Here is a 26,467-nt window from a genome sequence, read left to right as displayed (position 1 = left end):
GCCGGTCAGGACGCCTTGCCGTCGCGCTTTGCCCAGGCGAGCACATAGAGCCTGAGCGCCGAGGAGAGGTTGGCATCGCGAGTCCGCGTGTCGTCGATCTCGGCGACGAGGGCTGCGAGCGAGATCGAGCGCTCCGCCGCGATCGCGACGAGGTCATCGTAAAAGGGTTGCTCCAGGGAGAAGCTGGTGCGGTGGCCACGGATCGTCACCGAGCGCTTTTCGACCGCGGCCATAGGGGGCTCAGCGCCGGTCCGGATCGCCGGGCTCTTCGCGGCGATGGCCATCCATGAATTTTTCCGTCCTGTCGGACGTCAACCGGTCACGCTCGCGCTCGGCCTTGGAGCGGCCGTGCAAAGCCCGGTTTTCACTGGCCAGGCGTTCCTTCTCGATGCGCGCGTTGTGCTTGCGGGCCTGGCGGAGATTGACGACCTCGCCCATTTCCGCGGCTCACTTCTTGCGAAAAGCGTCGAGCGAAACCACGTCGGCGCCCTTGCCGCCAGTATCGGCGACGGACGGCTTCTTCTCGGCCTCGGCGGCCTTCTTCTTCGATTCCGGTTTCTTTTCGGCCACGACGGCAATCGGCAGCTCCGGGGCTGGCGCGGCGTCGTCGTCTTCGGCGGCATTGTCGGCCTTGACATCGAATTCGAGCTCGAAATTCACCGAAGGGTCGTAGAAACCACGCACGGCGGAGAAGGGGATCTCGAGCTTTTCAGGCACGTCGGAGAAGGAGAGCCCCACCTCGAAACCGGTGTCGGTCACCTTCAGGTCCCAGTACTGGAACTGGATGACGATGGTCATCTGCTCAGGATAACGCTCGCGCAGCCGCGAGGAAATGCGCACGCCCGGCGCGCCGGTCAGGAAGGTGATGAAGAAATGATGGTTGCCCGGAAGGCCGGTGCGCGCGACTTCGGCCAGGACCTTGCGCATGACGCCGCGCAATGCCTCCTGGGCCAGAATGTCGTAGCGGATGTGGTCGTCGGCCATGTGACGGTCGGGTTCCGTTGAATCGTCCGCATAGCTGTAATCAAGCTTGAGCGCGGCGTAAACCGCATATAGGCGCCTAACGCCGAGGCCAAGAGGGATGGCGGCGATTTGATCGCTCAGGCGTGGGCGAGGGCGGCCTGCCTGGCGGGTGCGGCTTTGCGCCGGCCGAAGGCGGCCAGGAACGTCCGCACGCCGTTGGTCGCGGACCGCAGCACCTCCTCTTCGGTGGGCATGCCGCCCAGCATGAAGGTTATCTGCAGCTCGGCGTTGACGAGAGCGAGGAACTGGCGCGCCGCCACGTCCGGATCGTCGATCGAGAGGTGCCCGGCATAGGCAAGCCGCGCGAAGCGGGCGGCAAGCGCCGACCAGGTACGGCCCGGCCCCTGTTCGCGCCACTCGGCAAAAAGCTCCGGATAGCGCTCGCCTTCGGCCTGGATCAGCTTGCGCAGGAAGCGGCCGTCGCGGTTGCAGATACAGTTGCGGTTCATGCGCACCGCAAAGGCGACAAGATCGGATTCGACATCGGCGGGCTGGTCGGGGAAGGTGGCAATGGTGGCGAAGATGCCGGCGTTGCAGCGCTCCGTCAGGTCGCGCACGACGGCCATGAAGAGCTTTTCCTTGTCGCCGTGGTGATTGTAGACGGTCTGGCGCGACACGCCGGCTTCCGCGGCGATCAGATCGATATTGGCGCCGGCATAGCCTTCCCGGCAGAAAACAGAAGCGGCAGCCTCAACAACCGATATGCGCTTGGCCTCGTGGCTGCGTGGCGGGAAAGTGTCAGAAGAAACGCCGGGCTTCATAAAAATCTATATAGCGGTGATTGACGAATTGGACAAGCCTGTCTAAATTTGTGGACACAATAAAGGAAGTCCGCTCCAGCGAGACGAATGCAATTCGCTCTAAAGAGACGAATGAATTCGACCTCGGATGTCGGATTTCCGCGGGATGGAACGTCCTTGGGTAGACGCCGGACCACGGCGGCAACCAAATCCGAAAGAAGCCCTATCATGAGTCCCAAATTCCTCCGCATCGCGGTCGTGCTCGGCTTGTTGTCCGCAATCGGCCCGTTCGCCATCGATATGTATCTTCCCGCGCTGCCCTCGATCGGCGAGGATCTGCATGCCGGCACCGCCGCCGTGCAGATGAGCCTGTTGATTTTCTTCCTGTCGATGGGCTTCGGTCAGATCGTCGTCGGACCGATCTCAGACATGGTCGGGCGCAAGCTGCCGCTTTATGCCGGTCTCGCGCTGTTCATGGTCGGCGGCGTCGGCTCGGCCATGGCGCCGACCATCGAATGGCTGATCGCCTTCCGCTTCCTGCAAGGGCTCGGCGCCAGCGCCGGCATGGCCATTCCGCGGGCCATCGTGCGCGACCTGCACACCGGCAACGAGGCCGCAAAGTTGATGTCGCTGCTGATGCTGGTGTTCTCAGTGTCGCCGATCCTCGCGCCACTCACCGGCAGCCAGATCATCGAGAGCTTCGGCTGGCGCGCCGTGTTCTGGACCGTAACGGGCGCTGCGGCTTTAGCCACCATCCTGCTCGCCACCTCGCTCAAGGAGACGCGGTCGGTCGAGGAGCGCGCCAGCTCGTCCTTCGGCACGGCGCTCGCCGGCTATCGTTACCTCATGGGTGACCGCAACTTCCTCGGCCTGGTGGCGATCGCCGGCTTCGGCATTGCGAGCTTCTTCGTCTATCTGTCGAGCTCGTCCTTCATCCTGATCGACCACTACGGCCTGTCGCCGTCGGTCTACAGCGTGTTCTTCTCGATCAATGCGGTCGCCTTCATCGGCATGTCGCAGCTGACCGGATTGCTGGCGGACCGCTTTGGCTTGAAGCGGGTCGTGTGGGTCGCGGTGACCGGATATGCCACGGTAATGGTTGCGCTGTTCGCGATCATGGCTTCGGGCGTCGACCGGCTCGACGTGATGGCGGCGCTGCTCTTTGTCGGCTACGGCTTCCTCGGGCTGGTCATCCCGACCACTTCTGTGCTGGCCATGGAAGAGCATGGCGAGATCGCGGGCACCGCCTCGGCGCTGATGGGCACGCTGCACTTCGCCATCGGCGCATTGGCCATGGGTGTCGCGGGCATCTTCTTCGACGGCACGCCTTTGCCGATGGTTGCCGGCATCACGCTTTGCGCGGTGATTTCGTTCACCCTGGCCAAGGTGACACTCGGCCGCGTGCGGGAAGCGATCGAAGCGCCGGCGGAGTGAGAGAACTCGCGAAAGATCGGAAAAGGCCGGGCTTGCCCGGCCTTTTTCATGTCCGCGACAATCCGGCCGCGTCGAGGAAGAAGCGCGCGCGCTCCTCGACCGGTGCGAGCGGCAAGGGCACAAGGTCGTAGCCGAGATCGGCGTGGGCCCCGGCCACCGATTGGAAGGTGCGCTCGGCCTCGTCGAGCGTCTGTTTCCTCTCCTCGTCAGGGGTGAAGATTTCGGGCCATGGCGGCGCGATGAAAACGCGGCGGGCATAACGGAATTCGGTCGCCGCGTTTTTGATGTGATCAGGCGCCGGCGGGCCGCAGAGCCTCAGGTAGCCGATCACGTCCGGCACGCCGCGATCGAAGAAAACGGGGCCGGGCTCACCATGCGCGGCGTGCCAGGAGCGTAGCTCCCATGACAGCATCAGCTCGGCAAAGAGCGCCCGGTCCTGCCAGGGAAGGGGCAGGGCCGCCGATCGCCATCTGGTCGCGGATGATGCCGCGCCCTGCCTCGGGCGCCGTCGCGAAGCCCATGGCCTTCAGCGCTTCGATGAGCGTGGTCTTGCCGGACCCGGGACCGCCGGTCAGCACGAAGAATCGATCGAAATCGTTTCGCATTGCTTGTCCATGGATGATGAACGGCAAGGCAGGAACGACGCATGCGCGCCGGACGCACCTTGGCCGTTCAATTGATTTGGAAAGAAGAGAGGAGGGAGAAGTGGAGGTTTCTGTTGCCAGGTACCTCCGAACCCCGCCTAGAAGTGCGAACCTCTAGGGCTTGATTTGAAGCGTTCGCGCCGCATTAAGCAGCGAGACGAGCTTCCGCATAGTTGTCGTTGGCAACTATAAGTTTAGCCCGATAACGGTGGTACAATGCCGGGCGAAAGTACGATCTTTACACCTTCGTCGATCCTATTTCGCCCCCAGCAAAAGCCGCTCCCTTTCGGGAGAGCGGTTTTTGGTGGAGGCGCCGGGTACCGCCCCCGGGTCCGAACGGCTTATTTCATCGCCTGTTTATCGCCATAGTCGGTCAAGCCGACGAAGCGTATATAAGGACCGATCATCGAAAAAGAAAGGGCAAACGGGCCGCTTGTCCCCTGTTCCAAACTGCGCAGCCGAGGGTTGACTTGCGCGCGCACTCAATCGAAGCTCCGCCGGCGATGAGGTGTCTCTGACCTAGCGCTCAAGTTGCGCAGCGCGCCACAAGCCTCATCCATCGGATCCGTGGCGCCGACGAGGGGAAGTTTGATGGCCGACTATCTTGCGGATGTGAAGAAATACGATGCCGGCGCCAGCGCCGATGCGGTGGAGAAGATCGTCAAGCATCTGGGCATCGCGCTCAGGAATCGCGATTCCTCGCTCGTCTCCTGCACGGACCCGAAGGAGCTCGAGCGCGTCCGGGAGAACTGGGTCGCCAAGAAGCTCGGCATCGCAGATGCCGCCAAGGCCGACGCCTCGATCGAGAAGGCCTGCAAGGCGATGGCCGCCGACAACACCAAGAGCCGCGTGACCTTCTACTATCTGGTCGCCAAGGATCTGGGCAAACTGGGTTCTCTCTGAGGCCTTCTGACAATTCTACTCCGGCGGCCGACTACAGCGCATGAACCTCTTCCGAAAATCGATTTCGATTTTCGGGGTCATGCGCGGGCGGTTTTCTGCGCTTCCGGTGCTCACGTACCTTAAGTACGCTCCGCTTCGGTTCTCGAAAACTCGCCAGAGCGAATTCTGAAAAGGCCCCCGCTCCCTGCGAGGAAGGGGAGGATCTCGGACAGACGTGGCGCCGGCGGCCGCATGCGCTATGATTGTTCAAACCCCGAATCGAGGTGAAGCCGATGCGTCAATATCTCGACCTGCTGAAGCATGTGATAGAGAACGGCGCCGATCGTGGCGACCGCACCGGCACCGGCACACGCTCGGTGTTCGGCCACCAGATGCGCTTCGACCTTTCGCGCGGCTTCCCGGTCACCACCACCAAGAAGCTGCATCTAAAGTCGATCATCCATGAGCTGCTGTGGTTCCTGGCCGGCGACACCAACATCAAATATCTCAACGATAACGGCGTCACCATTTGGGACGAATGGGCCGACGAGAATGGCGATCTCGGTCCCGTCTACGGCAAGCAGTGGCGCTCGTGGCCGGACGGACATGGCGGCGAGATCGACCAGATCGCGGGCCTTCTCAAGGAGATACGCAAGAATCCCAATTCGCGCCGGCTGATCGTTTCGGCCTGGAATCCGGCCGAAGTGGAGGCGATGGCGTTGCCGCCCTGCCACTGCCTGTTCCAGTTCTACGTCTCGGAAGGCCGGCTCTCGTGCCAGCTCTACCAGCGCTCCGGCGATATCTTCCTCGGTGTGCCGTTCAACATCGCGTCCTACGCGTTGCTGACGCTGATGGTCGCGCAGGTGACCGGGCTGAAGCCGGGCGACTTCGTCCACACGCTCGGCGACGCGCATCTCTACTCGAACCATTTCGAGCAGGCGCGCGAGCAGATGCGGCGCACGCCGAAGGCGTTGCCGACGATGTGGATCAACCCGGACGTGAAGGACCTTTTTGCCTTCCGTTTCGAGGATTTCCGCCTCGAGAACTATTTTTCCGACGCCAGCATCAAGGCGCCGATCGCGGTGTAATCCGCGAAATCTGCTCAAGCATCCCCAGATAAAGTCGCCGTCAGTTGGTGCCGACCATGGCGTCGGATGCGCCGATCTTCACGCGACGTCTGCGCTGTGTCCGGGATGTTCATTGCAGGGCGATTCACCACCAACAATCGTGACCGTCTCCCGGCAAGGGCCTTTCCTTGTTATATTCATTTGGATATATCGATCGAGAGGCTTTGAGCCGAATGGAGCCTGGGGATAGTTTCATGCCGACACGCAAAGGTTCTGGGTTGAAGGCGATCGCCATCGGTGGACTGACGGCGGTATTGATCGCGGCCGTGCCGGCTGCTCACGCCGACGACAAGCTGATCGTGTTCGCCGCGGCGAGCCTCAAGGACGCGCTCGATGCGGTCAACAAGGCTTGCGAGCCGGAGGTCGGCGAAGCCGCGATTATATCCTACGCGGCAAGCTCGGCGCTGGCCAAGCAGATCGAAGGCGGCGCGCCGGCCGATGTTTTCGTCTCGGCCGACCTCGACTGGATGAAATACCTCTCCGACAAGAAGCTGATCAAGCCGGATACCGAAGTGAAGCTGCTCGGCAACCAGATCGTGCTGGTGGCGCCGAAGGATTCTAAGGTCGAGGCCAAGGTCGAAAAGGGTTTTGACCTCGCCGAGCTCATCGGCGACGACAGGCTCGCCATAGGCGACGTGAAGGCGGTGCCGGCCGGCAAATACGGCAAGGCGGCGCTGGAATCGCTGGGTGTCTGGTCCTCCGTCGAAGGCAAGGTCGCGCAGGCCGAGAATGTGCGCGCTGCGCTGAAGCTGGTGTCGACGGGCGAGGCCGCGCTCGGCATCGTCTACGCCACCGACGCGCATGCCGAGAAGGGCGTCAAGGTCGTCGGAACCTTCCCCGAGGATTCGCACCCGCCGATCATCTATCCGATTGCCCAGACGGCGGATTCGAAGGACAAGCATTCGGCTGCCTTCCTGAAGTGCGTCGAGTCGGCCAAGGCCGCCGCGCTCTTCAGGGAGCAGGGTTTCACGGTGCTCGCGCCGAGCAACTGAGAAAGACCTTACACCGCGTATGAACTGGCTGCTGGACCTCACTCCCGACGAATGGAATGCGGTCCGGCTGTCGATCAAGGTGGCGACGGTGGCGATGCTCGCCAGCCTGCCGCCGGGCATTCTGATCGCGCTCCTGCTGGCGCGGGGGCGGTTCTGGGGCAAGACCCTGCTCAACGGGCTGGTGCATCTGCCGCTGATCCTGCCGCCGGTGGTGACCGGCTATCTGCTGCTGCTCACCTTCGGCCGGCGCGGGCCGGCCGGTGCGTTCCTGGCCGAGTATTTCGGCATCGTCTTTTCGTTCCGCTGGACGGGTGCTGCGCTCGCCTGCGGCGTCATGGGCTTTCCGCTGATGGTGCGGGCGATCCGGCTGTCGATCGAGGCGGTCGATCGCAAGATCGAGGCAGCCGCCGGCACGCTCGGCGCCAACCCACTCTGGGTGTTCGCCACCATCACGCTGCCGCTGATCCTGCCCGGGCTGATCGCTGGCGCGATCCTCTCCTTCGCCAAGGCGATGGGCGAGTTCGGCGCCACCATCACCTTCGTCTCCAACATCCCCAACGAGACGCAAACGCTGCCCTCGGCGATCTACACCTTCACGCAGGTGCCTGGCGGCGATGCCGGGGCGCTGAGGCTGACACTGATCTCTGTCGTCATCTCCATGGTGGCGCTGGTCGCCTCCGAGGTCCTTGCGCGGCGGGTCGGCCGGCGGATGGACATAGAATGACGCTCGCGGTCGACATCAGCCACCGTCTCGGCGACTTTGCCATCGAGGCGAATTTCGAGAGCGCCGGCCGGCTGACGGCGCTGTTCGGGCCTTCGGGTTCGGGCAAGTCGACGCTGATCAACCTGATTGCCGGGCTGATCCGGCCGCAGAAGGGGCGCATCGCGGTCGACGGGCGCGTGCTGGCCGACAGCGCTGCGGGTATCTTCGTGCCGATGCACAAGCGGCGGATCGGCATGGTGTTCCAGGATGCGCGGCTCTTCCCGCATATGAGCGTCGCCGGCAATCTGCGCTATGGCCGCTGGTTCACGCCGTGGTCCGAGCGCTACGCCAATATGGACGCGGTGGTCGATCTCCTCGGCATCGGCCACCTGCTCGACCGGCGGCCGGCCAAACTGTCCGGTGGCGAAAAGCAGCGCGTGGCGATCGGCCGCGCCCTGCTCGCCAGCCCGAAACTGCTGTTGATGGACGAGCCGCTGGCCTCGCTCGACGAGGCGCGCAAGGCCGAGATCCTGCCCTATATCGAGCGACTGCGCGACGAGACGAAGATCCCGATCGCCTATGTCAGCCACTCCATCGCCGAGGTGGCTCGGCTGGCGAGCGACGTGGTGGTGCTTTCGCAAGGCAAGGTCGCGGCTTTCGGTCCGGCCGAGGCAATCATGCAGCGGCTGGACCTCTTGCCGGCGGAGGAGCGCGGCGAGGGCGGCGCGGTGCTCGACGCCAGGGTGCTGCGTCATGACGAGGCTTTCGGCATGACGGTTCTTGGCTCGCCGGCCGGCGAGATCCGCATATCGCGCCTTGCACGGCCGGCGGGAACTCCCGTGCGGCTCCGCATCCGGGCCCGCGATGTGATGATCGCGACCGAGCAACCGGCGGGCCTCAGCGCGCTCAATATCTTGGCGGGAACGATCGCCGCGGTCAGGCCAGGCGTCGGGCCTACAGTGGAGATCGCCATCGACTGCAACGGCGCAATCGTGCTGGCGCGCATCACCGAACAGTCGAAGCAAACCTTGCGCCTCGCGCTCGGCCGCAAGGTCTTTGCGGTGATCAAGACGGTGAGCTTCGACAGCGCGACGACCGGGACAGGGCTGCCGGTCGAGGCCGATGGTTGACGAAAGGGCAATATCGCTATGTCGCTTTGGAATAGCGATATTGCGGCGGAGGGGGTAATCTCAGGATGATCGCAGAGGACAAGAGATGCCATCGCTGAGCCTGCGGATAAATCTCGACCCCGACGGACGAATTGGTCCGGGCAAGATCGAGTTGCTGGAGCAGATCGCCGCCTTCGGCTCGATCTCGGCCGCGGCGCGCGGCATGGAGATGTCCTACAAGCACGCCTGGGACCTGGTCGAGGACATGAACCGGGTGTTCGGCAAGCCGCTGGTTGCTGCGCAGACCGGCGGCAGGAAAGGCGGCGGCGCGCAATTGACGTCGGTCGGTCTTGCCGTGGTTAGCCGGTTTCGTGCCATCGAGCGGGCCGCCGCTTCCGCAGCCGCTGTCCATATGCACGCTTTGCAAGCCGAGATCGACGCCGGATAGGCAGTATTGCAGTATTGCAGTAGGGCAGTAGGGCAGTAGGGCAGTAGTATGGCAGTAGGATGGATGTCCTAGAGTTGCTCAACGCGCACGAAATCGACGACGCCTATTGCCTTACTGCCCTGGTTTTCGCAGCAGATAGATGTCCATGATCCAGCCCTTTTTCCGCCTGGCTTCCTCGCGGACCCTTTCGATCTCGGCACCGACATCGCCGAGCCGGCCGGATAGGATGATCTCGTCCGGCGTGCCGAGATAGGCGCCCCACTGGATGAAGACATCCTGGTCGGCCAGCGTGTTGAAGGCGCATTTGCCGTCGAGCATGACAACCGTGCTTCCGGCGTTTGCCGGCAGCCCCTCTTCGGTCAGCCGGCGGCCTGTGGTGACCAGGATCGCATCGCCGATGCGGTTGAGCGCCGTCGCGTGGCTCGCGGCCAGTGCCTGGATGGCGGTGATGCCCGGAATGACCTCGAACTCGAAACCGACATTGCCTCTGTGGCGCACGCGCTCCAGGATGCGCAGCGCGCTGTCGTAGAGCGAAGGGTCGCCCCAGATCAGGAAGGCGCCGCAGCCGTCTTCGGCCAGCTCGTCGCGGATCAGGGCCTCATAGATTTCGGCGATCGCTTCGTGCCAGTCGTCGACCGTCACGCGATAGGACGATGTCGGCTCGGCGCGAACCGGCACGTCGAACTCGACGCGGCGCGATTCAGGGTTGGTGACGAAGCGGTCGCAGATCTGCCGGCGCAGCTCCGCGAGATCGCTCTTCCCGGCGCCCTTGTCGGGAATGAACAGCACATCGGCCCGGTTCAGGCCGTTGATGGCCTGCACGGTCATATGTTCGGGATTGCCGGCGCCGATGCCGATGACGAGAAGCTTGCGCATAAAGCGATCTCCTGCCCGATCGGGCGGCCGGTGTCTAGACAGGCGTGGGCGACTGTGCGCGCGAACGCAAAGGCTTTGAAACGCCACATTGAAACGGCTAGATGGAAATGCGCGTCCGGCTGATCCCGGGATCGCAGTCGAGAGGGGGAGCCATGTTCCGCACTATCCTCACCGCAGCGCTGGCATTCCTGGCCGCGCCGGCCTTCGCCAACGATTCCGTCGCCGAGCTCGGCACCGGCGGGTTGATCCTGTCGCGCAGCGATGCCGTCGCCATGGAAAGCGAGGACCTTTTCATCTCGCCGGAGAAGGTGACCGTCGACTACGTCTTTCGCAACAACACCGACAAGGACGTCGACGCCATCGTTGCCTTCCCGATGCCCGACATCGAGGGCGATCCGAACGAGATGCCGGCGATCCCGGAAGCGCAGAGCGACAATTTCCTCGGATTCGAGGTGGCGATCGACGGCGTCGACGTAAAGCCGCAGCTCGAGCAAAAGGCGTTCGCGCTCGGCATCGACATCACCGCCGACCTCAAGGCGCAGAATGTGCCGCTCTATCCGTTCGGCGATGCCGTCAAGGCGGCGCTGGCGAAACTGCCGAAGGCCGTCGCCGAGGATTGGGAAAACCGCGGCATCATCATCGAGGATACCGCCGATGACGGCTCGGGCATGCAAACCGTCTACGCGCCGTTCTGGCAATTGCGGTCGACCTATTGGTGGCGCTCGACCTTCCCGGCCAACAAGGCCGTCCATGTCTCGCACCGCTATAAGCCGAGCGTCGGCGGCACGTCCTCGGTCAGCTTCTATTACGACGGCAAGTTCCAGGGGCAGTACGACACCTACAAGACCCGTTACTGCATGGACGACGCGTTCGAGAACGCGGTGCGGAAGGCGGCGAAGGCAAATCCCGACGGCTATCCGAAATATTTCGAAAGCCGCATCGCCTATATCCTGACCACGGGCGGCAACTGGGCGTCCGGCAGTATCGGCAATTTCAAGCTCACCATCGACAAGGGCAGCGCCAAAAATCTGGTTTCGTTCTGCGGCGACAATGTCCGCAAGGTCGGTGCGACGACATTCGAGGTGACGGCCAAGGATTTTTATCCGGAGCACGACATCGACATCCTGCTGCTCGAGCCGTCGGACGGGAACGGCGGCTGATGGACATCGCGATCTACGTTGCTATTGCCGAGAACGGCGTGATCGGACGCGGAGGCGGGTTGCCCTGGCGGCTGTCCAGCGACCTGAAGCGCTTCAAGGCCGACACGATGGGCAAGCCGATCATCATGGGCCGCAAGACCTATGAGGGCATCGGCCGGCCGCTGCCCGGCAGGCTCAACATCGCGGTGACGCGCGACAAGGGCTGGCGCGCCGATGGCATCGAAGTCGCGCATTCGCTCGACGAAGCGATCACGCTGGCCAAGGTGCGCGGCCGTTGCATGGCAGGTGCCGAGGAGATCTGCGTGGTTGGCGGTGGCGAGATCTACGCCCAGGCCCTGCCGCTCGCCGACCGTTTGCATGTCACGCATGTGCTGGCCGCTGTCGACGGCGATGCGCATTTCCCGCCGATCGACCCGGCTGTCTGGCGGATCGTGCGTTCCGAGGATTTTCCGGCAGGCGAAAAGGACAGCCACGCGACGCGCTACACGGTCTACGAGCGCCGCCGCGGCGGTCACTGACGACGACAAAGGGTCGCTGCCGGCGCAAATCGGAGGGCGCGCGTGGCAGACCGCGTTGAAAGCGCGTCACGGCGTCCCTATAGAAAGAACGACAGTACGGCGCCGCGTGTCCAACCGGACCCGCAAAAGGTCGCCGTAAAACTTTGATTTGGCGCATGATTCCTTTCCGAAAACCGATATCGGTTTTCGGGGTCATGCGCTAGAATTGCGCCGCAAGGCCCGAGGGAAGCGTAGCGAAAGGACATTCATGCCCTGGAACGACAAGAGCGGCGGCGGCGGCCCATGGGGCGGCGGCGGCAATCAGGGGCCCTGGGGGCAGGGACCGAGGGGCCCGAGCGGCCCGCCCGGGTCGCCTCCCGATCTCGAGGACATTATCCGCCGCGGCCAGGACAGGCTGCGGCGCGCGCTTCCGGGCGGCGGCGGCGGCAGCCCGGCGGTCCTCGGGCTGATTGCGCTCGCGCTCGTCGTGCTTTGGGCCTTCAAGGCAATCTATACCGTGCAGCCTGATGAGGTTGCGGTCGAATTGCGCTTCGGCAAGCCGAAGACAGAGCTTTCGCAGCCCGGCCTCCATTTCCACTGGTGGCCGATCGAGACGGTCGAGACGGCCAAGATCTCCGAGCAGCTTGTCAGCATCGGCGGCGGATCGAGCAGCGGCTCCGGGCTGATGCTTTCCGGCGACCAGAACATCGTGAATGTGCAATTCTCGGTCGCCTACCAGGTTTCCGATCCCAAAGCCTATCTGTTCGACGTTTCCGATCCCGACGGCATGGTGACGCAAGTGGCCGAAAGCGCCATGCGCGAGGTCGTCGGCCGGCGCCCGGCCCAGGATATTTTCCGCGATGACCGCCAAGGCATCGCCACCTCGGTGCGCGAGATCATCCAGAACACGCTCGACGGTTACAAGACTGGCCTCCAGGTCAACGCAATCTCCATCGAGGACGCGGCGCCGCCGCGCGAGGTCGCCGATGCCTTCGACGAGGTGCAGCGCGCCGAGCAGGACGAGGACAAGTTCGTCGAGCAGGCCAACCAATATTCCAACCAGAAGCTCGGCCAGGCGCGCGGCCAGGCAGCGCAGATCCGCGAGGACGCCGCCGCCTACAAGAACCGCGTCGTGCAGGAGGCTGATGGCGAGGCGCAGCGCTTCATCTCCGTCTACAACGAATACGCCAAGGCGCCCGACGTGACGCGCAGGCGCCTTTATCTGGAAACGATGGAGAGGATCCTGAAGGACTCGAACAAGGTGGTCATCGAGCCGGGAAACGGGCAGGGCGTGCTTCCGTACCTGCCGCTGCCGGCACTGCAGCCGAAGGCGCCGCCGGCGCCGGTGCTGGGAGGTAACCAGTGATGGCCAACCGTCTTCCCATCATCGCCGTCATCGCGGCCGTTCTCCTGTTCCTCCTCTATTCCTCGATCTTCGTGGTCAGCGCGGGCCAACAGGCGATCGTGCTGAGATTCGGTGAGATCATCGACGTCAAGAGCGAGCCGGGCGTCTACTTCAAGGCACCGTTCGCCTTCTTCGACGCCGACAGCGTGCAAATGGTCGAGAAGAGAGTGATGCGCTTCGATCTCGACAACATCCGCGTCCAGGTCTCCGGCGGCAAGTTCTACGAGGTCGACGCCTTTATCGCCTACCGCATCTCGGATCCGCGCACCTTCCGCGCGGCCGTGTCCGGGCAGGTGGAACTCGCCGAAGCCCGGTTGAGGACGCGCCTCGATGCGGCGCTTCGCCGTGTATACGGCCTTCGCGACTTCGAGGCCGCCCTCTCCGAGGAACGTGGCGTCATGATGCGGGAGGTGCGCGACCAGCTCCGCCCTGACGCGACCTCGCTCGGCCTCGACATCGAGGATGTGCGCATCCGCCGGACGGATCTGACGGTGGAGGTCTCGCAGCAGACCTACGATCGCATGAAGGCCGAGCGCCTGGCGGAAGCCGAGCGGCTGAGAGCTCGCGGCAACGAGGCGGCGCAACGCATCAAGGCCAGGGCCGACCGCGAGGTCGTCGAGATCATCGCCGAGGCGCAGAAGGAATCGGAAATCCTCCGCGGTGAAGGCGAGGCGCAGCGCAGCGCCACCTTTGCTGAAGCCTACAAGCGGGACCCCGCCTTCTTCGATTTCTACCGCTCGATGAATGCTTACGGCACGGCGTTGGACAACACCGGAACGACCATGGTGCTGTCGCCCGAGTCCGAGTTCTTCCGCTACTTCCGCGATCCGGGCAGCAAGCCCGCCCCCGGACCGGCACCGCAACCGGCGCCGGCTGCGCCGGCGACGGCACCTGCCGCGCCTGCGACGGCACCTGCCGCGCCTGCGACACAACCTAGCACCGCCCAGTAGTGGGCGGTGCGGGATTTCCTCGCCGCGATCGGCCTGGTCCTCGTCATCGAGGGCCTGGTCTATGGCGGGTTTCCGGCCTTGGCCCGGAAACTCGCGGCGGAAGTGCTGTCGGTGCCTGAGAATGTGCTGCGGATCGGCGGATTGGTTGCGATCGCCGTGGGTGTCGGCATCGTCTGGTTGGTCCGCGGCTGACGAATTTCCTTGGTGCTGAAGCGATTGACGATTTATCTTCCGCCGATAGCTATTAGCCGCAAACGTGCCTTATTTCTTGCCAACATGAATTGGACAGCCGCCTTGCGGATGCGCTTTTCCTTTTCAGAAACCGGGAGGCCCCGATGATATCCGACACCCTGTTGCGCGCGGCGCGGCGCACGCTTTTCGCCGGCGCCACAGCATTCGTCGTCGGCATGATTGCCGCCCCGTCTTTCGTCACGCCCACGATCGCTTCCGACGGGCCGCCTTCCGTCGCCGATCTTGCCAACCGCCTGCTCGGCGCGGTGGTCAACATCTCGACATCGCAAACGGTGAAAGGCACGGAAGGGCCGGGCGCGGTGCCGATGCCGCAACTCCCCGAAGGTTCGCCCTTCCAGGATTTTTTCGACGACTTCTTCAAGAACCGCGGCGGCGACAAGGGCGGCGGGCAAAAGGTGCAGTCGCTGGGCTCCGGCTTCGTCATCGACGCCGAGCAGGGCATCGTGGTGACCAACAACCATGTGATCGCCGACGCTGACGACATCGAGGTCAATTTCTCCGACGGCGTGACGCTGAAGGCGACGCTTGTCGGCACCGATACCAAAACCGACGTCGCGGTGCTGAAGGTCGATCCGAAGGGCCACAAGCTGACGGCGGTGAAATTCGGCGATTCCACCAAGATGCGGGTCGGCGACTGGGTGATGGCGATCGGCAATCCGTTCGGCCTCGGCGGCACGGTCACGGTCGGCATCGTCTCGGCGCGCAACCGCGACATCAATTCCGGCCCCTATGACGACTTCATCCAGACGGACGCCGCCATCAATCGCGGCAATTCCGGCGGCCCGCTGTTCAACGCGGACGGCGAGGTCATCGGCATCAACACGGCGATCATCTCGCCGTCGGGCGGCTCGATCGGCATCGGCTTCTCCATCCCCTCGCAGCTTGCGGCGGGCGTGGTCGACCAGCTTCGCCAGTTCGGCGAGACGCGGCGCGGCTGGCTCGGCGTGCGCATCCAGCCGGTGACCGACGACATCGCCGAAAGCCTCGGCATGGCGACCGCCAAGGGCGCGCTGGTGGCCGGCGTCATCAAGGGCGGTCCGGTCGACAACGGTTCGGTCCAGGCCGGCGACGTGATCATCAAGTTCGACGGCAAGGACATTCACGAAATGCGCGACCTGCCGCGCGTCGTCGCCGAAAGCCCCGTCGGCAAGGCGGTCGACGTCGTGATCGTGCGCAAGGGCGTCGAGCAGACGGTGAAGGTGACGCTTGGCCGGCTCGAGGACGGCGAGAAGCTGGCTAAAGGCGAGGACGGCAACACCGACCAGGACAAAGGCGACAAGGCGCCCCCGGTGTCCACGGCTGCGGTGCTCGGCATGACCATCGGCGAGCTCAACGACCAGACGCGGCAGAAGTTCGGCATCGCGGCCGATGTGTCGGGTGTGGTCGTCACCGACGTCGCCAAGGATTCGGCGGCCGCCGAGCGCGGCATCCAGCCGGGCGAGGTGATCACCGAGATCGCGCAGGAATCGGTGGGAACGCCGAAGGACGTGATGGACCGGATCGGCGCGCTCAAGGAGCAGGGACGCAAGAACGCGCTGCTGATGCTGGCGTCAAAGACCGGCGAGCTGCGGTTCGTGACGATCCGGATGGACTGAAGCCGGAAAGCCCGGTAACCAGTTGATTTGCAATAAGAGGGCGGCTAGCGAGCCGCCCTTTTTTGTGCACGCCAATCCTCGCGCGACAGCCTGTAGAAGACATGCCGCTTGAGATGCGGATGGCTGTCGGGGACGGCGGGATGGTCGAAGTCGCCGGCCGGATCGGCACACATGCCGAGGCGTTTCATGACGGCGATCGAGCGACGGTTGTCGTGGACTGCAAAAGACACGATCTCGTCAAGGCCGAGCGGCTCGAAGCCAAAGGCTAGCCAGGCTTCGGCCGCCTCGGTGACATAGCCTTTGCCCCAGAATTCGGGCGCCAGCCGCCAGCCGATCTCGATCACCGTGGCCGGCAGGAGGTCGAGATGATCGGCTCCCGTTATACCGACGAAGCCGATGCATTCGCCGGTAGCGGCGATCTCGGCGGCGGCGAAGCCATAGTCGTCTTTCTCGATCCAACCTCGCAGTTCGTCCATCTTGGCATCCGCGGCGGCGCGGTCGCGGCGGAACGGGAAGAATTCCATCACGCGCTCGTCGGAGTTGATGCGGTGGAAGAGCGCGCGGTCGCGTTCTTCCCAATTGCGCAGGATGAGCCGCTCGGTGCGGATCGGCTTCATTGCACGAACTCCTCCTGACGATAGCCCTGGAGATAGAGCAGCGCGGTCAGGTCGCCATGATCGATGCGGATCGTTGCCTGTTCCGCCACCGACGGCTTGGCGTGGAGCGCGATGCCGGTGCCGGCAAGGCGGATCATGTCGAGGTCGTTGGCGCCGTCGCCCACGGCAATCGCGTCGGCCGTCGTCAGGCCGAGCCTTGCCGCAATGTCGAGCAGCGCCTCGGCCTTGGCTGCGCGGCCGAGGATCGGTTCGGCGACCCTGCCGGTGAACTTGCCGTGTTCCTCGATCAGCCGGTTGGCGCGGTTTTCCTGGAAGCCGAGCAGCATGGCGATGCGGCTGGTGAAGACGTCGAAGCCGCCGGAGACGAGTGCCGTCCAGGCGCCGCTGGCGCGCATCGTCTGCACCAGCGCGCGGCCGCCGGCGGCCAGCGTCAGCCGGTTGGCGATGATGCGGTCGACCACTGCCGTGTCGAGGCCTTTCAGCAAGGCGACGCGCTCGCGCAAGGCGGGCTCGAATGCGATCTCGCCATTCATCGACCGCGCCGTGATCGCGGCGACATGCTGCTTGACGCCGATCTCGTCGGCAAGCTCGTCGATGCATTCCTGGTCGATCATCGTCGAATCCATATCGGCAAGCAGGATCTGCTTCTTCCTGCCTTCGGCCGGCTGGACGATGATGTCGACCGGTTCGGAGGCCAATGCCGCGCGCAGATTGGCCGTCAACTCGCCGACATCGGGCGTCTCCGGCAAAACCAGATCGCAGGCGACATCTTCGGCCAGCCAATGAAGGGTGCTTGCGCCGGCCGCCCGTGAGGCCATATTCGCAAGCGAGGCCGACACAGCGCGGTCTTCGGGACGGGATACAAGCGTGGCGATCAGCGGCATCGATAAATCCGGCAGACAGGCGGGCGAAGGCCGCGTGAAGGACGCGATCCTGATAGCCGGGCCGACCGCCAGCGGCAAGTCGGCGCTGGCGCTCGATCTTGCCGAACGCCAAGGCGGCGTCATCGTCAACACCGATTCCATGCAAGGCTATTCGGTGCTCGACGTGCTGACGGCGCGCCCAAGCGCCGACGACATGGCGCGCGTGCCGCACTTCCTCTACGGCCATGTGCATCCTTCGAAGGCCTACTCCACCGGCGCCTGGCTGCGCGACGTCACCCGGCTGATCGCGGAAGGCAGCTTGTCCGGGCGGCCGTCCGTCTTCGTCGGCGGCACGGGGCTCTATTTCCGCGCTTTAGCCGAAGGCATCTCGGACATGCCCGACATTCCGCCGTCGGTGCGCGAGCGCTGGCGCTACGAGCTCAAGGAACAAGGGGCCGAACGGCTGCATCGCATCCTGATGCATGAAGACTCGGCCGTCGCCATGCAGCTCCGGCCGACCGACGGCCAGCGCATCGTGCGGGCGCTCGAGGTGCTCGACGCTTCGGGTCGGTCGATCCTTGACTGGCAGGCGGCGCGCGGCAAGCCGCTTATCGACCGCGCCAGCGCACGTTTCCTGGTGATCGAGCCGGACCGCGGCGAGCTCGTCGCGCGTATCGGGGCCCGGTTCGATCAGATGCTCGACAAGGGCGCGCTGGACGAAGTCAGGCAGCTGATGGCGCTCGACCTCGATCCGGATCTGCCGGCGATGAAGGCGATCGGGGTTCGTGAGTTGCAGGCCGCGTTGGCTGGACAGATGGACTTCGCGGAAGCGATCGAGCGCGCCAAGATCGCCACGCGCCAATATGCCAAGCGCCAGGCGACCTGGTTCAGACACCAGCTGGGACCGGAGTGGCAGAGGCTCCGCCCGGGTGAGGAACCGGCAATCCCGGACTGATGGATTTCGATTTCCATCGGAAGCCTGGAGTCGCGGACATGGCTTCCCGCAACGGTTGTTCGGGTTAACCGTCCGTAAGGCCGGACATGCCATAACGACGATGGGTCGCAGTACCGCGGGGAGTTATGCGTTTTCACAAGGCGGAATCCGCATTTTTCGTCTTTATTTTCGTGATCCTGGCCGCCGGCCTGGTGACCTTCCACGCCTATGGCCAGTTGCAGGACATCGCGACCGATCTCGACACCGCGTCGCGTTTCCACAGAATCGTCTATCTCAACACATTGCTGTTCGTGACCGGCGCGCTGCTGGCCGCCGCCTTGTTCTTCGGAACCTTCTTCATCTACCCGCTGATCCGCGGCCAGGTGAGGGAAGAGGGCAAGCTGCGCGCCATGACGGTGTCACTGAGCGCTCGTTCCCAAACGCTGGAGCAGGCGGCGCTCACCGATGGCCTGACCGGCATGCAGAACCGCCGCTACTTCGACGACGCGCTGCGGGAATATCTCGACGAGTTCGGCCGCATCGACAAGCCGGTGGGGCTGATGATCCTCGACCTCGATCATTTCAAGCAGGTCAACGACACGCATGGTCATGATGTCGGCGATGAGGTGCTAAGGGCCGTTGCCACCTGCCTGAGGAACATGACGCGCTATCACGACGTGGTCGCGCGGCTGGGCGGCGAGGAGTTCGCCGTCGTCACGCCAAACATGGACGCGGAACTGCTCGCCCGGTTCGCCGAACGCATTCGCAAGGCGATCGCCAACATGTCGATCCTGTCGGGCAATGTGCGGCTGAAGGTCACCACCAGCGTCGGCCTTGCCGTGTGGGACCGCAAGGAGAGCGCAGAGGATTTCTACCGCCGCGCGGACCGCCAACTCTATGAGGCGAAGAAGCAAGGCCGCAATCGCGTCTGTGCCTAAAATCCCATCATCAAATTCGTGATGCCGGTCGCCTGAAGCCGTTTTCTGCGCTTCCGGTGCTCACGGACTTTACGTCCGCTCCGCTCCGGTTCTCGAAAACGACTCCAGTCGACTTGGCCTGACGAATTTCCTGATGGGATTTACCCATGACGGTCGGCGACGCAGAGCACTGGTAACCAACTAGAACTCTTGTCAGATGACGGAAGGACGTAAGCTCAATCGTTCTGCTGGCGCATGCCGAAGGTCGAGGGCTTGAGGCCGTAGCGCAGGTCGAAATCGTCGTCCGGCTGCACGCGCGGCCCGGTTGGCTTGCGGTAGTCGGGATCACCGGCCTGGCGGCTGCTGTCGACCGCCTCGGCGAAGGCTATCGACTGTTGCGGGTTCGGCACGTTGCGCAGCCGCTCGACAATTCCGGCGAGGTCGACATCGTCGCCGGCTTCCGCAGGCAGGGTCTGCTCGCGCTTGGCCGTGCCGGGGATGAATTCGCGGGACAATTTCTCGAATTTGAGCCGCATCGTCGTCGCCACGCCTTCGCCGAAGGCGATGGCTTCGCGCTGGCCCATCGAGGACAGGAAGGCGAGCGTCGAGGCCGAGGAATCGGCGATCGCCGAGCGGATGATCGCCTGGTCCTGCTCGTTGGCGAGCCGCATGGCGAAGAAGGTCGAGCATTGCGACAGGATGGTCGGATCGAGCTCGCCCGGACGCTGGGTGACGACGCCGAGGTAGCAGCCATATTTGCGGCCTTCCTTGGCGATGCGCGACAAAGCGTGCCTGGTCGGCGCGAAGCCGAGGCGCGGATCGGCGGGCATGTAGCGGTGCGCCTCCTCGCACAGCAAGAGCAGCCGTAGCCGGCCCTCGCTCCAAAGCGCAAGGTCGAAGGCGAGGCGCGCCAGAACCGAGCAGACGGAGTTGACGACCTCGGACGGCATGCCCGCCATCTCGAAGCAGGTCACCGGACGCCCGTGGTTCGGCACCCGAAAGATGTTGCCGATCGTCTCGTGGATGGTGTCCTCGATCAGCCGGGAGTTGAACATGAAACGGTAGCGCGGATCGCCCGCAGCCGATTCGATGCGTGTCCTCAGCGACTTCAGTGTCGGCCGATCGTTCTTGCTTTCCAGGAGGCCCATGCGCTCGTCGATCTGCTTGAGGAGATCGGCGACGCGGTAAGGCACCGGCGTGTCCGCCGTCAGCGCATCGCTGCCGCGTCTGATGTAGGTGCCGGAACTGGGATTGCGGTAGAGGTTCTTAGCGGCCGGGATGAGATCGCGCAGGGCGTCGACTTCCTCCGGCACGGTCTCGCGCCCGCGAAACAGGACCTCGGCGAATTCCTCCAGCCGGAACATCCAGAACGGCAAGTCGAGCGTCTTGGAATCGACCTTCACGCAATATTCCGGAAGCGAAGCGGCAAACTCGTTGTGGGGGTCGAGGATCAGTACGCGCAAATCGGGCCGCGCCTCGATCGACTTGCGCAAAAGCAGCGAGACGGCCGTGGATTTGCCGACGCCGGTCGTGCCGACAATGGCGAAATGGCGCGCCAGCGTATCGTCGATGGCGATGTTGGCGTCGATCGCCTCGTCCTGGGACAGCGTGCCGATGGTGATCGAATGGCGGCCGGCGAGATCGTAGACGGCCTGCAGGTCACGGCTGCGGATGCGGTGGGCGACGGCCCCGATGTGCGGATAGGTGGTGATGCCGCGGTCGAAGACCGGCTTGGCGCCAGGCTCGGCACCGTCGCGCACCTCGCCGATCAGCTCGATGCTGACCTCGATTGCGTTCTGGCCCTCGTTGCTCCAGACGCGGTCAGACTTGCCGATCGCATAGACAAGGCCAACGGTGCGCGTCGCGCCAAGGTTGATGGAAATCATCTTGCCGACGGTCCACAGGCCGGTGACCGTGCCTTCGGCATCCTCGGCATAGGCGCTGATTGTGGCGCGCGCACCGTCGCACTGCACGACGTTGCCGAGAATGCGCTTGTCGTTCTGGTCGGTGTTGCGGCGCTCCTGCGAGGTCGGTTCCCCAACGGAGGCTTCGCGTTCAACAAACATCGTGACCTGTCCCATTCCCCTCGAGCGGCAACCTATCCAATCGGGGTTAAAGTCGCGTGAGGTCGGATGGTGTAGGGCCTGTTAAACCAGTCGCGAAAATTCGATCGAACCGCCTCTTCCTTTACCTCGAAATTTCGATATATTGGACGAATGACTGATATATCGAACGACATCACGTCCACGATCGGTAGGCGGATACGCTCCGAGCGGGATCTGCGAGGCTGGTCGCTGACCGAGCTGGCCGAGCGGTCGGTGGTTTCCAAGGCGATGCTGAGCGCCATGGAGCGCGGCATGACAAGCCCGACCGCGGCGCTGCTGGTGCGCATCGCGTCGGCATTCGGCATGACGCTCTCGACGCTGATTGCCCGGGCCGAAATGCAGGGCGGCGGCGTCTCCCGCAAGGACGAGCAGCCGGTCTGGCAGGACCCTGCCACCGGCTATGTCAGGCGGCACCTGTCGCCGGCCTCGCAAATGCCGCTCGAGCTGATCCGGGTCAGTCTGCCGGCAGGCGCCAAGGTCAACTTCCCGGCAGCGTCCTATGCCTTCATCAAGCAGCAGATATGGCTCATTGGCGGCCGCCTGGACTTCACCGAAGGCGATGTCGTGCACAGGCTCGAGCCCGGCGACTGCCTGGCGCTCGGCGCCCCTTCGGACTGCGCCTTCCATGCTCCCGGCCCGGAAGCCGCCGAGTATCTGGTGGCGCTGGTCAGGGGCTGATCGCATGGCGCGCCGACTGAGACGCTCGCACAATGGCGGGCCGCCTCTCGACGATTATGACGGCCCGCCCTGGGGCAAGGGCGACGCTTACATCTTCCTCGCCTGGCGCGACGCTCACGACAAAGCCTGGAAGGCGCCGAGCCATAGCATCATGTTGATGAGGCTCGAAAGGGCCGAGCGGCTTGGCCTCACCTACGAGGAGTACACGCTCGAGATCCTGGAGCGCGGGCGGCACCTCAGCGAGGACGACGCCGAGCGCATCGCGGAAATCCGCCGGGCGCGCCGCCGAAGACGGAACAGTCATTTCGAATGAGCGCGGCCCGACACCTCATCACCTTGGAGAGCACCGACATGAACTCCCTTGAAATCAGGGCGTTGTACGACGACGCGACAACCAGCGGAATGCTGGCCGAGCTGCTGGTCGAGACGGTCGCCGCCGGCGGATCGGTGAGCTTCATGCACCCGCTGTCTCCCGATGCGGCCCTTGAGTTCTGGCGCAAGTCGCTCGCTGCCGCGGCTCGCGGAGAAAGGGCGGTGCTGGGCGCATGGGACGGCGAGACGCTCGCCGGCACCGTCACGCTGCTTCTCGACTACCCGCCCAACCAGCCGCACCGCGCCGAGATCGCCAAGCTTATGACCCGCCTCGACCGTCGCGGCAAAGGCATCGCGACGCTGCTGATGCGAGCTGCCGAGCAACTGGCCGTCGAAAGGGGGCGCACGCTGCTCGTACTGGACACCGCAAGCGAGGACGGGGCCGCCGGCCTTTACGAGAAACTCGGCTTCACGCTGACGGGCGAGATTCCGGACTATGCGCTCAAGCCGCATGGCGGGCTGACCGGCACGCTCATTTACTGGAAGCGGATCGGGCGGGATCGATAGCCATCAAGTTGCGCCAATATGAGCCTACTCGTAACGGGCGGGGTAGATGGAAGCCCGCGGCGTGGTAGCGCGCGACTGCGCCGATTTCACGGGCGGGTGAATTCGCGCGGACCCCATTGACGAGCCTGCGCTTTGGCCCTTATTGTCCGCGGCCATGAAAACAGCACTCATTCTCGTAGGCTGGCGCGTGGGCAAGGCGGTGTAACCGCCGGGCGAAAACCTCCCATGCGCATCCCACAGGCTCCCTCGGGGGCCTTTTTTATTGCCCAAAACCCAACTAAACGACCAGCAAATCGCCAGACGGCGAGCAGTACGGGACCAGACCGATGAGCAACGGACAGAACGAACGGCGCGAAATGACGGGCGCTGAAATGGTGGTGCAGGCGCTGAAGGACAATGGCGTCAAGCATGTCTTCGGCTATCCGGGCGGCGCGGTCCTTCCGATCTATGACGAGATTTTCCAGCAGGACGAGGTCGAGCACATCCTGGTCAGGCACGAGCAGGGCGCCGGCCACGCTGCCGAAGGCTATGCGCGTTCGACCGGCAAGGCCGGCGTGCTCCTGGTGACGTCCGGCCCCGGCGCCACCAACGCGGTGACGCCGCTGCAGGACGCGCTGATGGATTCCATTCCGCTGGTCTGCCTGACCGGCCAGGTGCCGACATCGCTGATCGGCTCCGACGCCTTCCAGGAGTGCGACACGGTCGGCATCACGCGCCCCTGCACCAAGCACAACTGGCTGGTGAAGGACGTCAACGAGCTCGCAGCCACGATCCACGAGGCCTTCCATGTGGCGACCACCGGGCGCCCCGGCCCGGTCGTCGTCGACATTCCGAAGGACGTGCAGTTCGCCAAAGGCATGTACGTGCCGCCGCAGACCGCGCCGCGCACCAGCTACCAGCCGAAGGTCCAGGGCGATCTGGAGAAGGTGAAGGCAGCGGTCGAGCTGATGGCCGGCGCCAAGAAGCCGATCATCTATTCGGGCGGCGGCGTGGTCAATTCCGGCCCGGAAGCCAGCCATCTGCTGCGCGAGCTGGTCGACCTCACCGGCTTTCCGATCACCTCGACGCTGATGGGCCTCGGCGCCTATCCGGCGTCGGGGAAGAACTGGGTCGGCATGCTCGGCATGCACGGCACCTATGAAGCCAACATGGCCATGCACGACTGCGACGTGATGGTCTGTATCGGCGCGCGGTTCGACGACCGCATCACCGGCAGGCTCAATGCCTTTTCGCCGAACTCGAAGAAGATCCACATCGACATCGACCCGTCCTCGATCAACAAGAACGTGCATACGGACGTGCCGATCCTGGGCGATGTCGGCCGGGTGCTGGAGGATCTGGTGCGACTGTGGCGGGCGACCGCCAAGGCCGACAAGAAGGCGCTCTATCCGTGGTGGGAGCAGATCGCGAAATGGCGGGCGCGGGACTCGCTCGCCTACAAGATGAACAACGACGTGATCATGCCGCAATATGCGATCCAGCGTCTTTATGCGCTGACCAAGGACATGGACACCTACATCACCACCGAGGTCGGCCAGCACCAGATGTGGGCAGCGCAGCACTACCATTTCGAAAAGCCCAACCGCTGGATGACCTCGGGCGGGCTTGGCACGATGGGCTACGGCCTGCCGGCGGCGCTCGGCGTGCAGATCGCACATCCGGATGCACTGGTCGTCGACATCGCAGGCGACGCCTCGGTGCAGATGACGATGCAGGAGATGAGCACGGCAGTGCAGTATGAGGCGCCGATCAAGATCTTCATCCTCAACAACCAGTATATGGGCATGGTGCGCCAGTGGCAGCAGCTGCTGCACGGCAACCGGCTGTCGCATTCCTACACCGAGGCGATGCCGGATTTCGTCAAGCTGGCAGAAGCCTATGGGGGCCACGGCATCCGCTGCGACAAGCCTGACGAGCTGGACGACGCGATCCGGGAAATGATCTCGGTGAAGAAGCCGGTGCTGTTCGACTGCCGCGTGGCGACTTTAGCCAACTGCTTCCCGATGATCCCGTCGGGCAAGGCGCACAATGAGATGCTCCTGCCCGACGAGGCGACCGACGAGGCGGTGGCCAACGCCATCGACGCCAAGGGCAGGGAACTGGTGTAGCCGCAGGCTCCTACGTTTCACGCAATTCCAGGAAAACCCGCGGGGCACTTTTCCTGGAATTGCTGAAGCCTGCGGCGGGAAGCCGTGTGGAAACAGAGAATTAGCGCAAAGGTTTGAAATCGAGATTCATGTCATGAACGCACAGCTCCAGCCGACAGGCTCCGCCTATTTCATCGCCAAGGAAACCGAGAAGCCGGAAAACCATACGCTTTCCGTGCTGGTCGACAACGAACCGGGCGTGCTCGCCCGCGTCATCGGCCTGTTCTCGGGGCGCGGCTACAACATCGAAAGCCTCACCGTCTCCGAGACCGAGCACGAAAAGCATCTGTCGCGCATCACCATCGTGACGCGCGGCACGCCGCATGTGCTGGAGCAGATCAAGCACCAGCTCGAGCGCATCGTGCCGGTGCACCGGGTGGTCGACCTTACCGTTCGCTCGCAGGAACTCGGCCAGGAGCGGCCGCTAGAGCGGGAACTCGCGCTGGTCAAGGTCGCCGGCACCGGCGAGGCCCGCGTCGAGGCGCTGCGGCTCGCCGACGCCTTCCGCGCCAGCGTCATCGACGCCAATACCGAGCATTTCATCTTCGAGATCACCGGCAAGGGTTCGAAGCTCGATCAGTTCATCGCCATCATGAAGCCGCTCGGCCTGGTCGAGATCTGCCGCACCGGCGTGGCGGCGATGAACCGCGGCCCGCAGGGCATGTGAGCGCGGCGAGCATCGCTCGCACCAGGTCAATCTTCCCTCTGGTCCGGCAGTCGCCGGTCGGTGGCTTTTGCACGTCTGCTTAAAAAGGACAATAAGACTGACGTATCTGGGAGGATATCATGTCCCTCGACGCATTCCTTGCCCTTTTGGTCTATGCCCTCGTGACCTCGATCACGCCGGGCCCGAACAATCTCATGCTGCTGGCCTCCGGCGTCAATTTCGGCATCGTCAGGACCGTTCCGCATATGCTGGGCGTCAGCATCGGCTTTCTGGTCCTGCTGCTGGCCGTCGGCTTCGGGCTCGGCGCGGTGCTGACGGCGTTTCCGGCGCTGCACACGGCGCTGAAGATCGCGGGTGCCGCCTACCTGCTCTATCTCGCCTGGAAGATCGCCATGTCGCGCTCGATGAGCGGCAGAAAAGGGGCGGAGGGGCGGCCGATGCGCTTCATCGACGCCGCCGCGTTCCAGTGGGTCAACCCCAAGGCGTGGGTGATGGCGATCACCGCCATGGCCGTCTACACCAACCCCGACCACCCGTTCGTCTCGGTAGCGCTGATCTCGATCGCCTTCACCATCGTCAACCTGCCCAGCGTCTCCGTCTGGGCCGGATTCGGTACCGCGCTGCGCAGCTTCCTATCGAATCCCGTGCGCCTGAAATGGTTCAACATCGCCATGGGCGTGCTGCTGGCGGCGACGCTTTGGCCAATGCTCCGCTGAGGTCATTTTCAGTCTGATGCGAGGGCCGCCTTGGCAGGTTAGCCGCTGCACAGTGATTGTGCACTGCACATTAAATCTTCGTAATGCCGGGTTTTGGCCCTTTTTCG

Annotated in this window: 29 protein-coding genes, 1 other RNA gene and 1 pseudogene; 21 read left to right on the top strand and 10 right to left on the bottom strand. The window is 64.0% G+C overall.

Annotation, left to right across the window (positions count from 1 at the left end):
• Positions 1-5: 5 nt before the first annotated feature.
• The 4 genes from EH240_RS02190 to EH240_RS02175 all read right to left on the bottom strand — a co-directional run bounded on the left by EH240_RS02190 (position 6) and on the right by EH240_RS02175 (position 1,784).
• The gene (locus tag EH240_RS02190; protein WP_124995780.1) at positions 6-233 is read right to left on the bottom strand and encodes a ribbon-helix-helix domain-containing protein; all 228 of its coding nucleotides are present in this window, start codon (positions 231-233) and stop codon (positions 6-8) included.
• Between the two features lie 7 nt (positions 234-240).
• Positions 241-438 (bottom strand): DUF4169 family protein, encoded by a 198-nt coding sequence (locus EH240_RS02185; protein WP_124995779.1) that lies wholly within the window; start codon positions 436-438, stop codon positions 241-243.
• A gap of 9 nt (positions 439-447) precedes the next feature.
• On the bottom strand, positions 448-984 hold the full coding sequence (locus EH240_RS02180) for an SspB family protein (protein ID WP_124995778.1): 537 nt from the start codon (positions 982-984) through the stop codon (positions 448-450).
• Positions 985-1,100: 116 nt separating this feature from the next.
• The gene (locus tag EH240_RS02175; RefSeq protein WP_124995777.1) at positions 1,101-1,784 is read right to left on the bottom strand and encodes a TetR/AcrR family transcriptional regulator; all 684 of its coding nucleotides are present in this window, start codon (positions 1,782-1,784) and stop codon (positions 1,101-1,103) included.
• A 207-nt stretch (positions 1,785-1,991) separates the two neighbouring features.
• Here EH240_RS02175 and EH240_RS02170 point away from each other — a divergent pair, with 207 nt between their 5' ends.
• On the top strand, positions 1,992-3,197 hold the full coding sequence (locus EH240_RS02170) for a multidrug effflux MFS transporter (protein WP_124995776.1): 1,206 nt from the start codon (positions 1,992-1,994) through the stop codon (positions 3,195-3,197).
• A 46-nt stretch (positions 3,198-3,243) separates the two neighbouring features.
• On the opposite strand, the pseudogene EH240_RS02165 reads toward EH240_RS02170, so the two are convergent.
• Positions 3,244-3,802 (bottom strand): annotated as a pseudogene (locus tag EH240_RS02165) (AAA family ATPase).
• Between the two features lie 99 nt (positions 3,803-3,901).
• Positions 3,902-4,263, bottom strand: a transfer-messenger RNA (tmRNA) gene (ssrA, locus tag EH240_RS02160).
• Positions 4,264-4,432: 169 nt separating this feature from the next.
• On the opposite strand from ssrA, the gene EH240_RS02155 reads away from it, so the two are divergent.
• The 6 genes from EH240_RS02155 (at position 4,433) to EH240_RS02130 (ending at position 9,102) form a co-directional block, all read left to right on the top strand.
• Positions 4,433-4,744, top strand: coding sequence for a DUF2853 family protein (locus EH240_RS02155; protein ID WP_124995775.1), 312 nt, complete (start codon positions 4,433-4,435; stop codon positions 4,742-4,744).
• A gap of 272 nt (positions 4,745-5,016) precedes the next feature.
• Complete coding sequence (locus EH240_RS02150) at positions 5,017-5,811, top strand: thymidylate synthase (protein WP_124995774.1); 795 nt, start codon at positions 5,017-5,019, stop codon at positions 5,809-5,811.
• Between the two features lie 233 nt (positions 5,812-6,044).
• Positions 6,045-6,842 (top strand): molybdate ABC transporter substrate-binding protein, encoded by a 798-nt coding sequence (gene modA, locus EH240_RS02145; protein ID WP_124995773.1) that lies wholly within the window; start codon positions 6,045-6,047, stop codon positions 6,840-6,842.
• 19 nt (positions 6,843-6,861) lie between these two features.
• Positions 6,862-7,566, top strand: a complete 705-nt coding sequence (modB, locus tag EH240_RS02140) for a molybdate ABC transporter permease subunit (RefSeq protein ID WP_124995772.1) — start codon at positions 6,862-6,864, stop codon at positions 7,564-7,566.
• Positions 7,563-8,675 (top strand): molybdenum ABC transporter ATP-binding protein, encoded by a 1,113-nt coding sequence (modC, locus tag EH240_RS02135; RefSeq protein ID WP_124995771.1) that lies wholly within the window; start codon positions 7,563-7,565, stop codon positions 8,673-8,675. The genes modB and modC overlap by 4 nt, the downstream gene beginning before the upstream one ends.
• Positions 8,676-8,760: 85 nt before the next feature.
• On the top strand, positions 8,761-9,102 hold the full coding sequence (locus EH240_RS02130) for a winged helix-turn-helix domain-containing protein (protein ID WP_124995770.1): 342 nt from the start codon (positions 8,761-8,763) through the stop codon (positions 9,100-9,102).
• Positions 9,103-9,213: 111 nt separating this feature from the next.
• On the opposite strand, the gene cobF is transcribed toward EH240_RS02130, so the two are convergent.
• The gene (gene cobF, locus EH240_RS02125) at positions 9,214-9,978 is read right to left on the bottom strand and encodes a precorrin-6A synthase (deacetylating) (protein WP_124995769.1); all 765 of its coding nucleotides are present in this window, start codon (positions 9,976-9,978) and stop codon (positions 9,214-9,216) included.
• A gap of 152 nt (positions 9,979-10,130) precedes the next feature.
• On the opposite strand from cobF, the gene EH240_RS02120 reads away from it, so the two are divergent.
• The 6 genes from EH240_RS02120 (at position 10,131) to EH240_RS02095 (ending at position 15,837) form a co-directional block, all read left to right on the top strand.
• Positions 10,131-11,138 (top strand): DUF4424 domain-containing protein, encoded by a 1,008-nt coding sequence (locus tag EH240_RS02120; RefSeq protein WP_124995768.1) that lies wholly within the window; start codon positions 10,131-10,133, stop codon positions 11,136-11,138.
• On the top strand, positions 11,138-11,656 hold the full coding sequence (locus EH240_RS02115; RefSeq protein WP_124995767.1) for a dihydrofolate reductase: 519 nt from the start codon (positions 11,138-11,140) through the stop codon (positions 11,654-11,656). The genes EH240_RS02120 and EH240_RS02115 overlap by 1 nt, the downstream gene beginning before the upstream one ends.
• 247 nt (positions 11,657-11,903) lie before the next feature.
• The gene (gene hflK / locus EH240_RS02110) at positions 11,904-13,001 is read left to right on the top strand and encodes an FtsH protease activity modulator HflK (protein WP_124995766.1); all 1,098 of its coding nucleotides are present in this window, start codon (positions 11,904-11,906) and stop codon (positions 12,999-13,001) included.
• The gene (hflC, locus tag EH240_RS02105) at positions 13,001-13,990 is read left to right on the top strand and encodes a protease modulator HflC (RefSeq protein WP_124995765.1); all 990 of its coding nucleotides are present in this window, start codon (positions 13,001-13,003) and stop codon (positions 13,988-13,990) included. Before hflK ends, hflC begins: the two co-directional genes overlap by 1 nt.
• Before the next feature lie 6 nt (positions 13,991-13,996).
• A complete protein-coding gene (locus EH240_RS02100) occupies positions 13,997-14,182 on the top strand; it encodes a DUF2065 domain-containing protein (protein ID WP_124995764.1) in 186 nt (61 codons plus the stop codon).
• Positions 14,183-14,325: 143 nt separating this feature from the next.
• Positions 14,326-15,837, top strand: a complete 1,512-nt coding sequence (locus EH240_RS02095; protein WP_124995763.1) for a DegQ family serine endoprotease — start codon at positions 14,326-14,328, stop codon at positions 15,835-15,837.
• Between the two features lie 44 nt (positions 15,838-15,881).
• Here the strand turns inward: EH240_RS02095 and EH240_RS02090 are convergent, their stop codons facing one another.
• The gene (locus EH240_RS02090; protein WP_124995762.1) at positions 15,882-16,454 is read right to left on the bottom strand and encodes a GNAT family N-acetyltransferase; all 573 of its coding nucleotides are present in this window, start codon (positions 16,452-16,454) and stop codon (positions 15,882-15,884) included.
• Entirely contained in the window at positions 16,451-17,338 is an 888-nt protein-coding gene (serB, locus tag EH240_RS02085) for a phosphoserine phosphatase SerB (protein ID WP_124995761.1), read from the bottom strand. Before serB ends, EH240_RS02090 begins: the two co-directional genes overlap by 4 nt.
• Here serB and miaA point away from each other — a divergent pair.
• The gene (gene miaA, locus EH240_RS02080) at positions 17,328-18,272 is read left to right on the top strand and encodes a tRNA (adenosine(37)-N6)-dimethylallyltransferase MiaA (protein ID WP_124995966.1); all 945 of its coding nucleotides are present in this window, start codon (positions 17,328-17,330) and stop codon (positions 18,270-18,272) included. The two genes, serB and miaA, sit on opposite strands and share 11 nt — an antisense overlap.
• 125 nt (positions 18,273-18,397) lie before the next feature.
• The gene (locus EH240_RS02075; protein ID WP_124995760.1) at positions 18,398-19,189 is read left to right on the top strand and encodes a GGDEF domain-containing protein; all 792 of its coding nucleotides are present in this window, start codon (positions 18,398-18,400) and stop codon (positions 19,187-19,189) included.
• Positions 19,190-19,404: 215 nt separating this feature from the next.
• Here the strand turns inward: EH240_RS02075 and EH240_RS02070 are convergent, their stop codons facing one another.
• On the bottom strand, positions 19,405-21,234 hold the full coding sequence (locus EH240_RS02070) for an ATP-binding protein (RefSeq protein WP_124995759.1): 1,830 nt from the start codon (positions 21,232-21,234) through the stop codon (positions 19,405-19,407).
• A gap of 150 nt (positions 21,235-21,384) precedes the next feature.
• Between EH240_RS02070 and EH240_RS02065 the strand changes: the two genes are divergently transcribed.
• The 6 genes from EH240_RS02065 to EH240_RS02040 all read left to right on the top strand — a co-directional run bounded on the left by EH240_RS02065 (position 21,385) and on the right by EH240_RS02040 (position 26,360).
• Entirely contained in the window at positions 21,385-21,951 is a 567-nt protein-coding gene (locus EH240_RS02065; protein WP_124995758.1) for a helix-turn-helix domain-containing protein, read from the top strand.
• Positions 21,952-21,955: 4 nt separating this feature from the next.
• Positions 21,956-22,264 (top strand): hypothetical protein, encoded by a 309-nt coding sequence (locus tag EH240_RS02060; RefSeq protein ID WP_124995757.1) that lies wholly within the window; start codon positions 21,956-21,958, stop codon positions 22,262-22,264.
• Positions 22,265-22,302: 38 nt separating this feature from the next.
• The gene (locus EH240_RS02055; RefSeq protein ID WP_124995756.1) at positions 22,303-22,830 is read left to right on the top strand and encodes a GNAT family N-acetyltransferase; all 528 of its coding nucleotides are present in this window, start codon (positions 22,303-22,305) and stop codon (positions 22,828-22,830) included.
• Positions 22,831-23,156: 326 nt separating this feature from the next.
• A complete protein-coding gene (locus EH240_RS02050) occupies positions 23,157-24,938 on the top strand; it encodes an acetolactate synthase 3 large subunit (protein ID WP_124995755.1) in 1,782 nt (593 codons plus the stop codon).
• Positions 24,939-25,071: 133 nt separating this feature from the next.
• Positions 25,072-25,644 carry an acetolactate synthase small subunit gene (gene ilvN, locus EH240_RS02045; RefSeq protein WP_124995754.1) on the top strand — a complete coding sequence of 191 codons (573 nt, stop codon included), beginning with the start codon at positions 25,072-25,074 and terminating at the stop codon, positions 25,642-25,644.
• Positions 25,645-25,763: 119 nt separating this feature from the next.
• Positions 25,764-26,360 carry a LysE family translocator gene (locus tag EH240_RS02040; protein WP_124995753.1) on the top strand — a complete coding sequence of 199 codons (597 nt, stop codon included), beginning with the start codon at positions 25,764-25,766 and terminating at the stop codon, positions 26,358-26,360.
• The last annotated feature ends 107 nt before the right edge of the window (positions 26,361-26,467 follow it).

It is taken from the genome of Mesorhizobium tamadayense (assembly GCF_003863365.1).
GTDB classification, from domain to species: Bacteria; Pseudomonadota; Alphaproteobacteria; order Rhizobiales; family Rhizobiaceae; genus Mesorhizobium; species Mesorhizobium tamadayense.
The sequence above is the reverse complement of the archived record's forward strand: the minus strand, read 5'-3'. Positions and strand labels throughout refer to the sequence as shown.

Excerpts from the sequence above, each read along its gene's own strand:
- EH240_RS02065 (WP_124995758.1), top strand. The coding sequence starts at position 21,385 with ATGACTGATATATCGAACGACATCACGTCCACGATCGGTAGGCGGATA.
- EH240_RS02075 (WP_124995760.1), top strand. The coding sequence starts at position 18,398 with ATGCGTTTTCACAAGGCGGAATCCGCATTTTTCGTCTTTATTTTCGTG.
- EH240_RS02055 (WP_124995756.1), top strand. The coding sequence starts at position 22,303 with ATGAACTCCCTTGAAATCAGGGCGTTGTACGACGACGCGACAACCAGC.
- EH240_RS02115 (WP_124995767.1), top strand. The coding sequence starts at position 11,138 with ATGGACATCGCGATCTACGTTGCTATTGCCGAGAACGGCGTGATCGGA.
- EH240_RS02120 (WP_124995768.1), top strand. The coding sequence starts at position 10,131 with ATGTTCCGCACTATCCTCACCGCAGCGCTGGCATTCCTGGCCGCGCCG.
- modA (WP_124995773.1), top strand. The coding sequence starts at position 6,045 with ATGCCGACACGCAAAGGTTCTGGGTTGAAGGCGATCGCCATCGGTGGA.
- serB (WP_124995761.1), bottom strand. The coding sequence starts at position 17,338 with ATGCCGCTGATCGCCACGCTTGTATCCCGTCCCGAAGACCGCGCTGTG.
- EH240_RS02175 (WP_124995777.1), bottom strand. The coding sequence starts at position 1,784 with ATGAAGCCCGGCGTTTCTTCTGACACTTTCCCGCCACGCAGCCACGAG.
- EH240_RS02190 (WP_124995780.1), bottom strand. The coding sequence starts at position 233 with ATGGCCGCGGTCGAAAAGCGCTCGGTGACGATCCGTGGCCACCGCACC.
- hflC (WP_124995765.1), top strand. The coding sequence starts at position 13,001 with ATGGCCAACCGTCTTCCCATCATCGCCGTCATCGCGGCCGTTCTCCTG.
- cobF (WP_124995769.1), bottom strand. The coding sequence starts at position 9,978 with ATGCGCAAGCTTCTCGTCATCGGCATCGGCGCCGGCAATCCCGAACAT.
- EH240_RS02060 (WP_124995757.1), top strand. The coding sequence starts at position 21,956 with ATGGCGCGCCGACTGAGACGCTCGCACAATGGCGGGCCGCCTCTCGAC.
- hflK (WP_124995766.1), top strand. The coding sequence starts at position 11,904 with ATGCCCTGGAACGACAAGAGCGGCGGCGGCGGCCCATGGGGCGGCGGC.
- EH240_RS02050 (WP_124995755.1), top strand. The coding sequence starts at position 23,157 with ATGAGCAACGGACAGAACGAACGGCGCGAAATGACGGGCGCTGAAATG.
- EH240_RS02130 (WP_124995770.1), top strand. The coding sequence starts at position 8,761 with ATGCCATCGCTGAGCCTGCGGATAAATCTCGACCCCGACGGACGAATT.
- EH240_RS02150 (WP_124995774.1), top strand. The coding sequence starts at position 5,017 with ATGCGTCAATATCTCGACCTGCTGAAGCATGTGATAGAGAACGGCGCC.
- modB (WP_124995772.1), top strand. The coding sequence starts at position 6,862 with ATGAACTGGCTGCTGGACCTCACTCCCGACGAATGGAATGCGGTCCGG.
- EH240_RS02180 (WP_124995778.1), bottom strand. The coding sequence starts at position 984 with ATGGCCGACGACCACATCCGCTACGACATTCTGGCCCAGGAGGCATTG.
- EH240_RS02070 (WP_124995759.1), bottom strand. The coding sequence starts at position 21,234 with ATGTTTGTTGAACGCGAAGCCTCCGTTGGGGAACCGACCTCGCAGGAG.
- EH240_RS02170 (WP_124995776.1), top strand. The coding sequence starts at position 1,992 with ATGAGTCCCAAATTCCTCCGCATCGCGGTCGTGCTCGGCTTGTTGTCC.
- EH240_RS02185 (WP_124995779.1), bottom strand. The coding sequence starts at position 438 with ATGGGCGAGGTCGTCAATCTCCGCCAGGCCCGCAAGCACAACGCGCGC.
- EH240_RS02155 (WP_124995775.1), top strand. The coding sequence starts at position 4,433 with ATGGCCGACTATCTTGCGGATGTGAAGAAATACGATGCCGGCGCCAGC.
- EH240_RS02095 (WP_124995763.1), top strand. The coding sequence starts at position 14,326 with ATGATATCCGACACCCTGTTGCGCGCGGCGCGGCGCACGCTTTTCGCC.
- EH240_RS02040 (WP_124995753.1), top strand. The coding sequence starts at position 25,764 with ATGTCCCTCGACGCATTCCTTGCCCTTTTGGTCTATGCCCTCGTGACC.
- ilvN (WP_124995754.1), top strand. The coding sequence starts at position 25,072 with ATGAACGCACAGCTCCAGCCGACAGGCTCCGCCTATTTCATCGCCAAG.
- modC (WP_124995771.1), top strand. The coding sequence starts at position 7,563 with ATGACGCTCGCGGTCGACATCAGCCACCGTCTCGGCGACTTTGCCATC.
- EH240_RS02090 (WP_124995762.1), bottom strand. The coding sequence starts at position 16,454 with ATGAAGCCGATCCGCACCGAGCGGCTCATCCTGCGCAATTGGGAAGAA.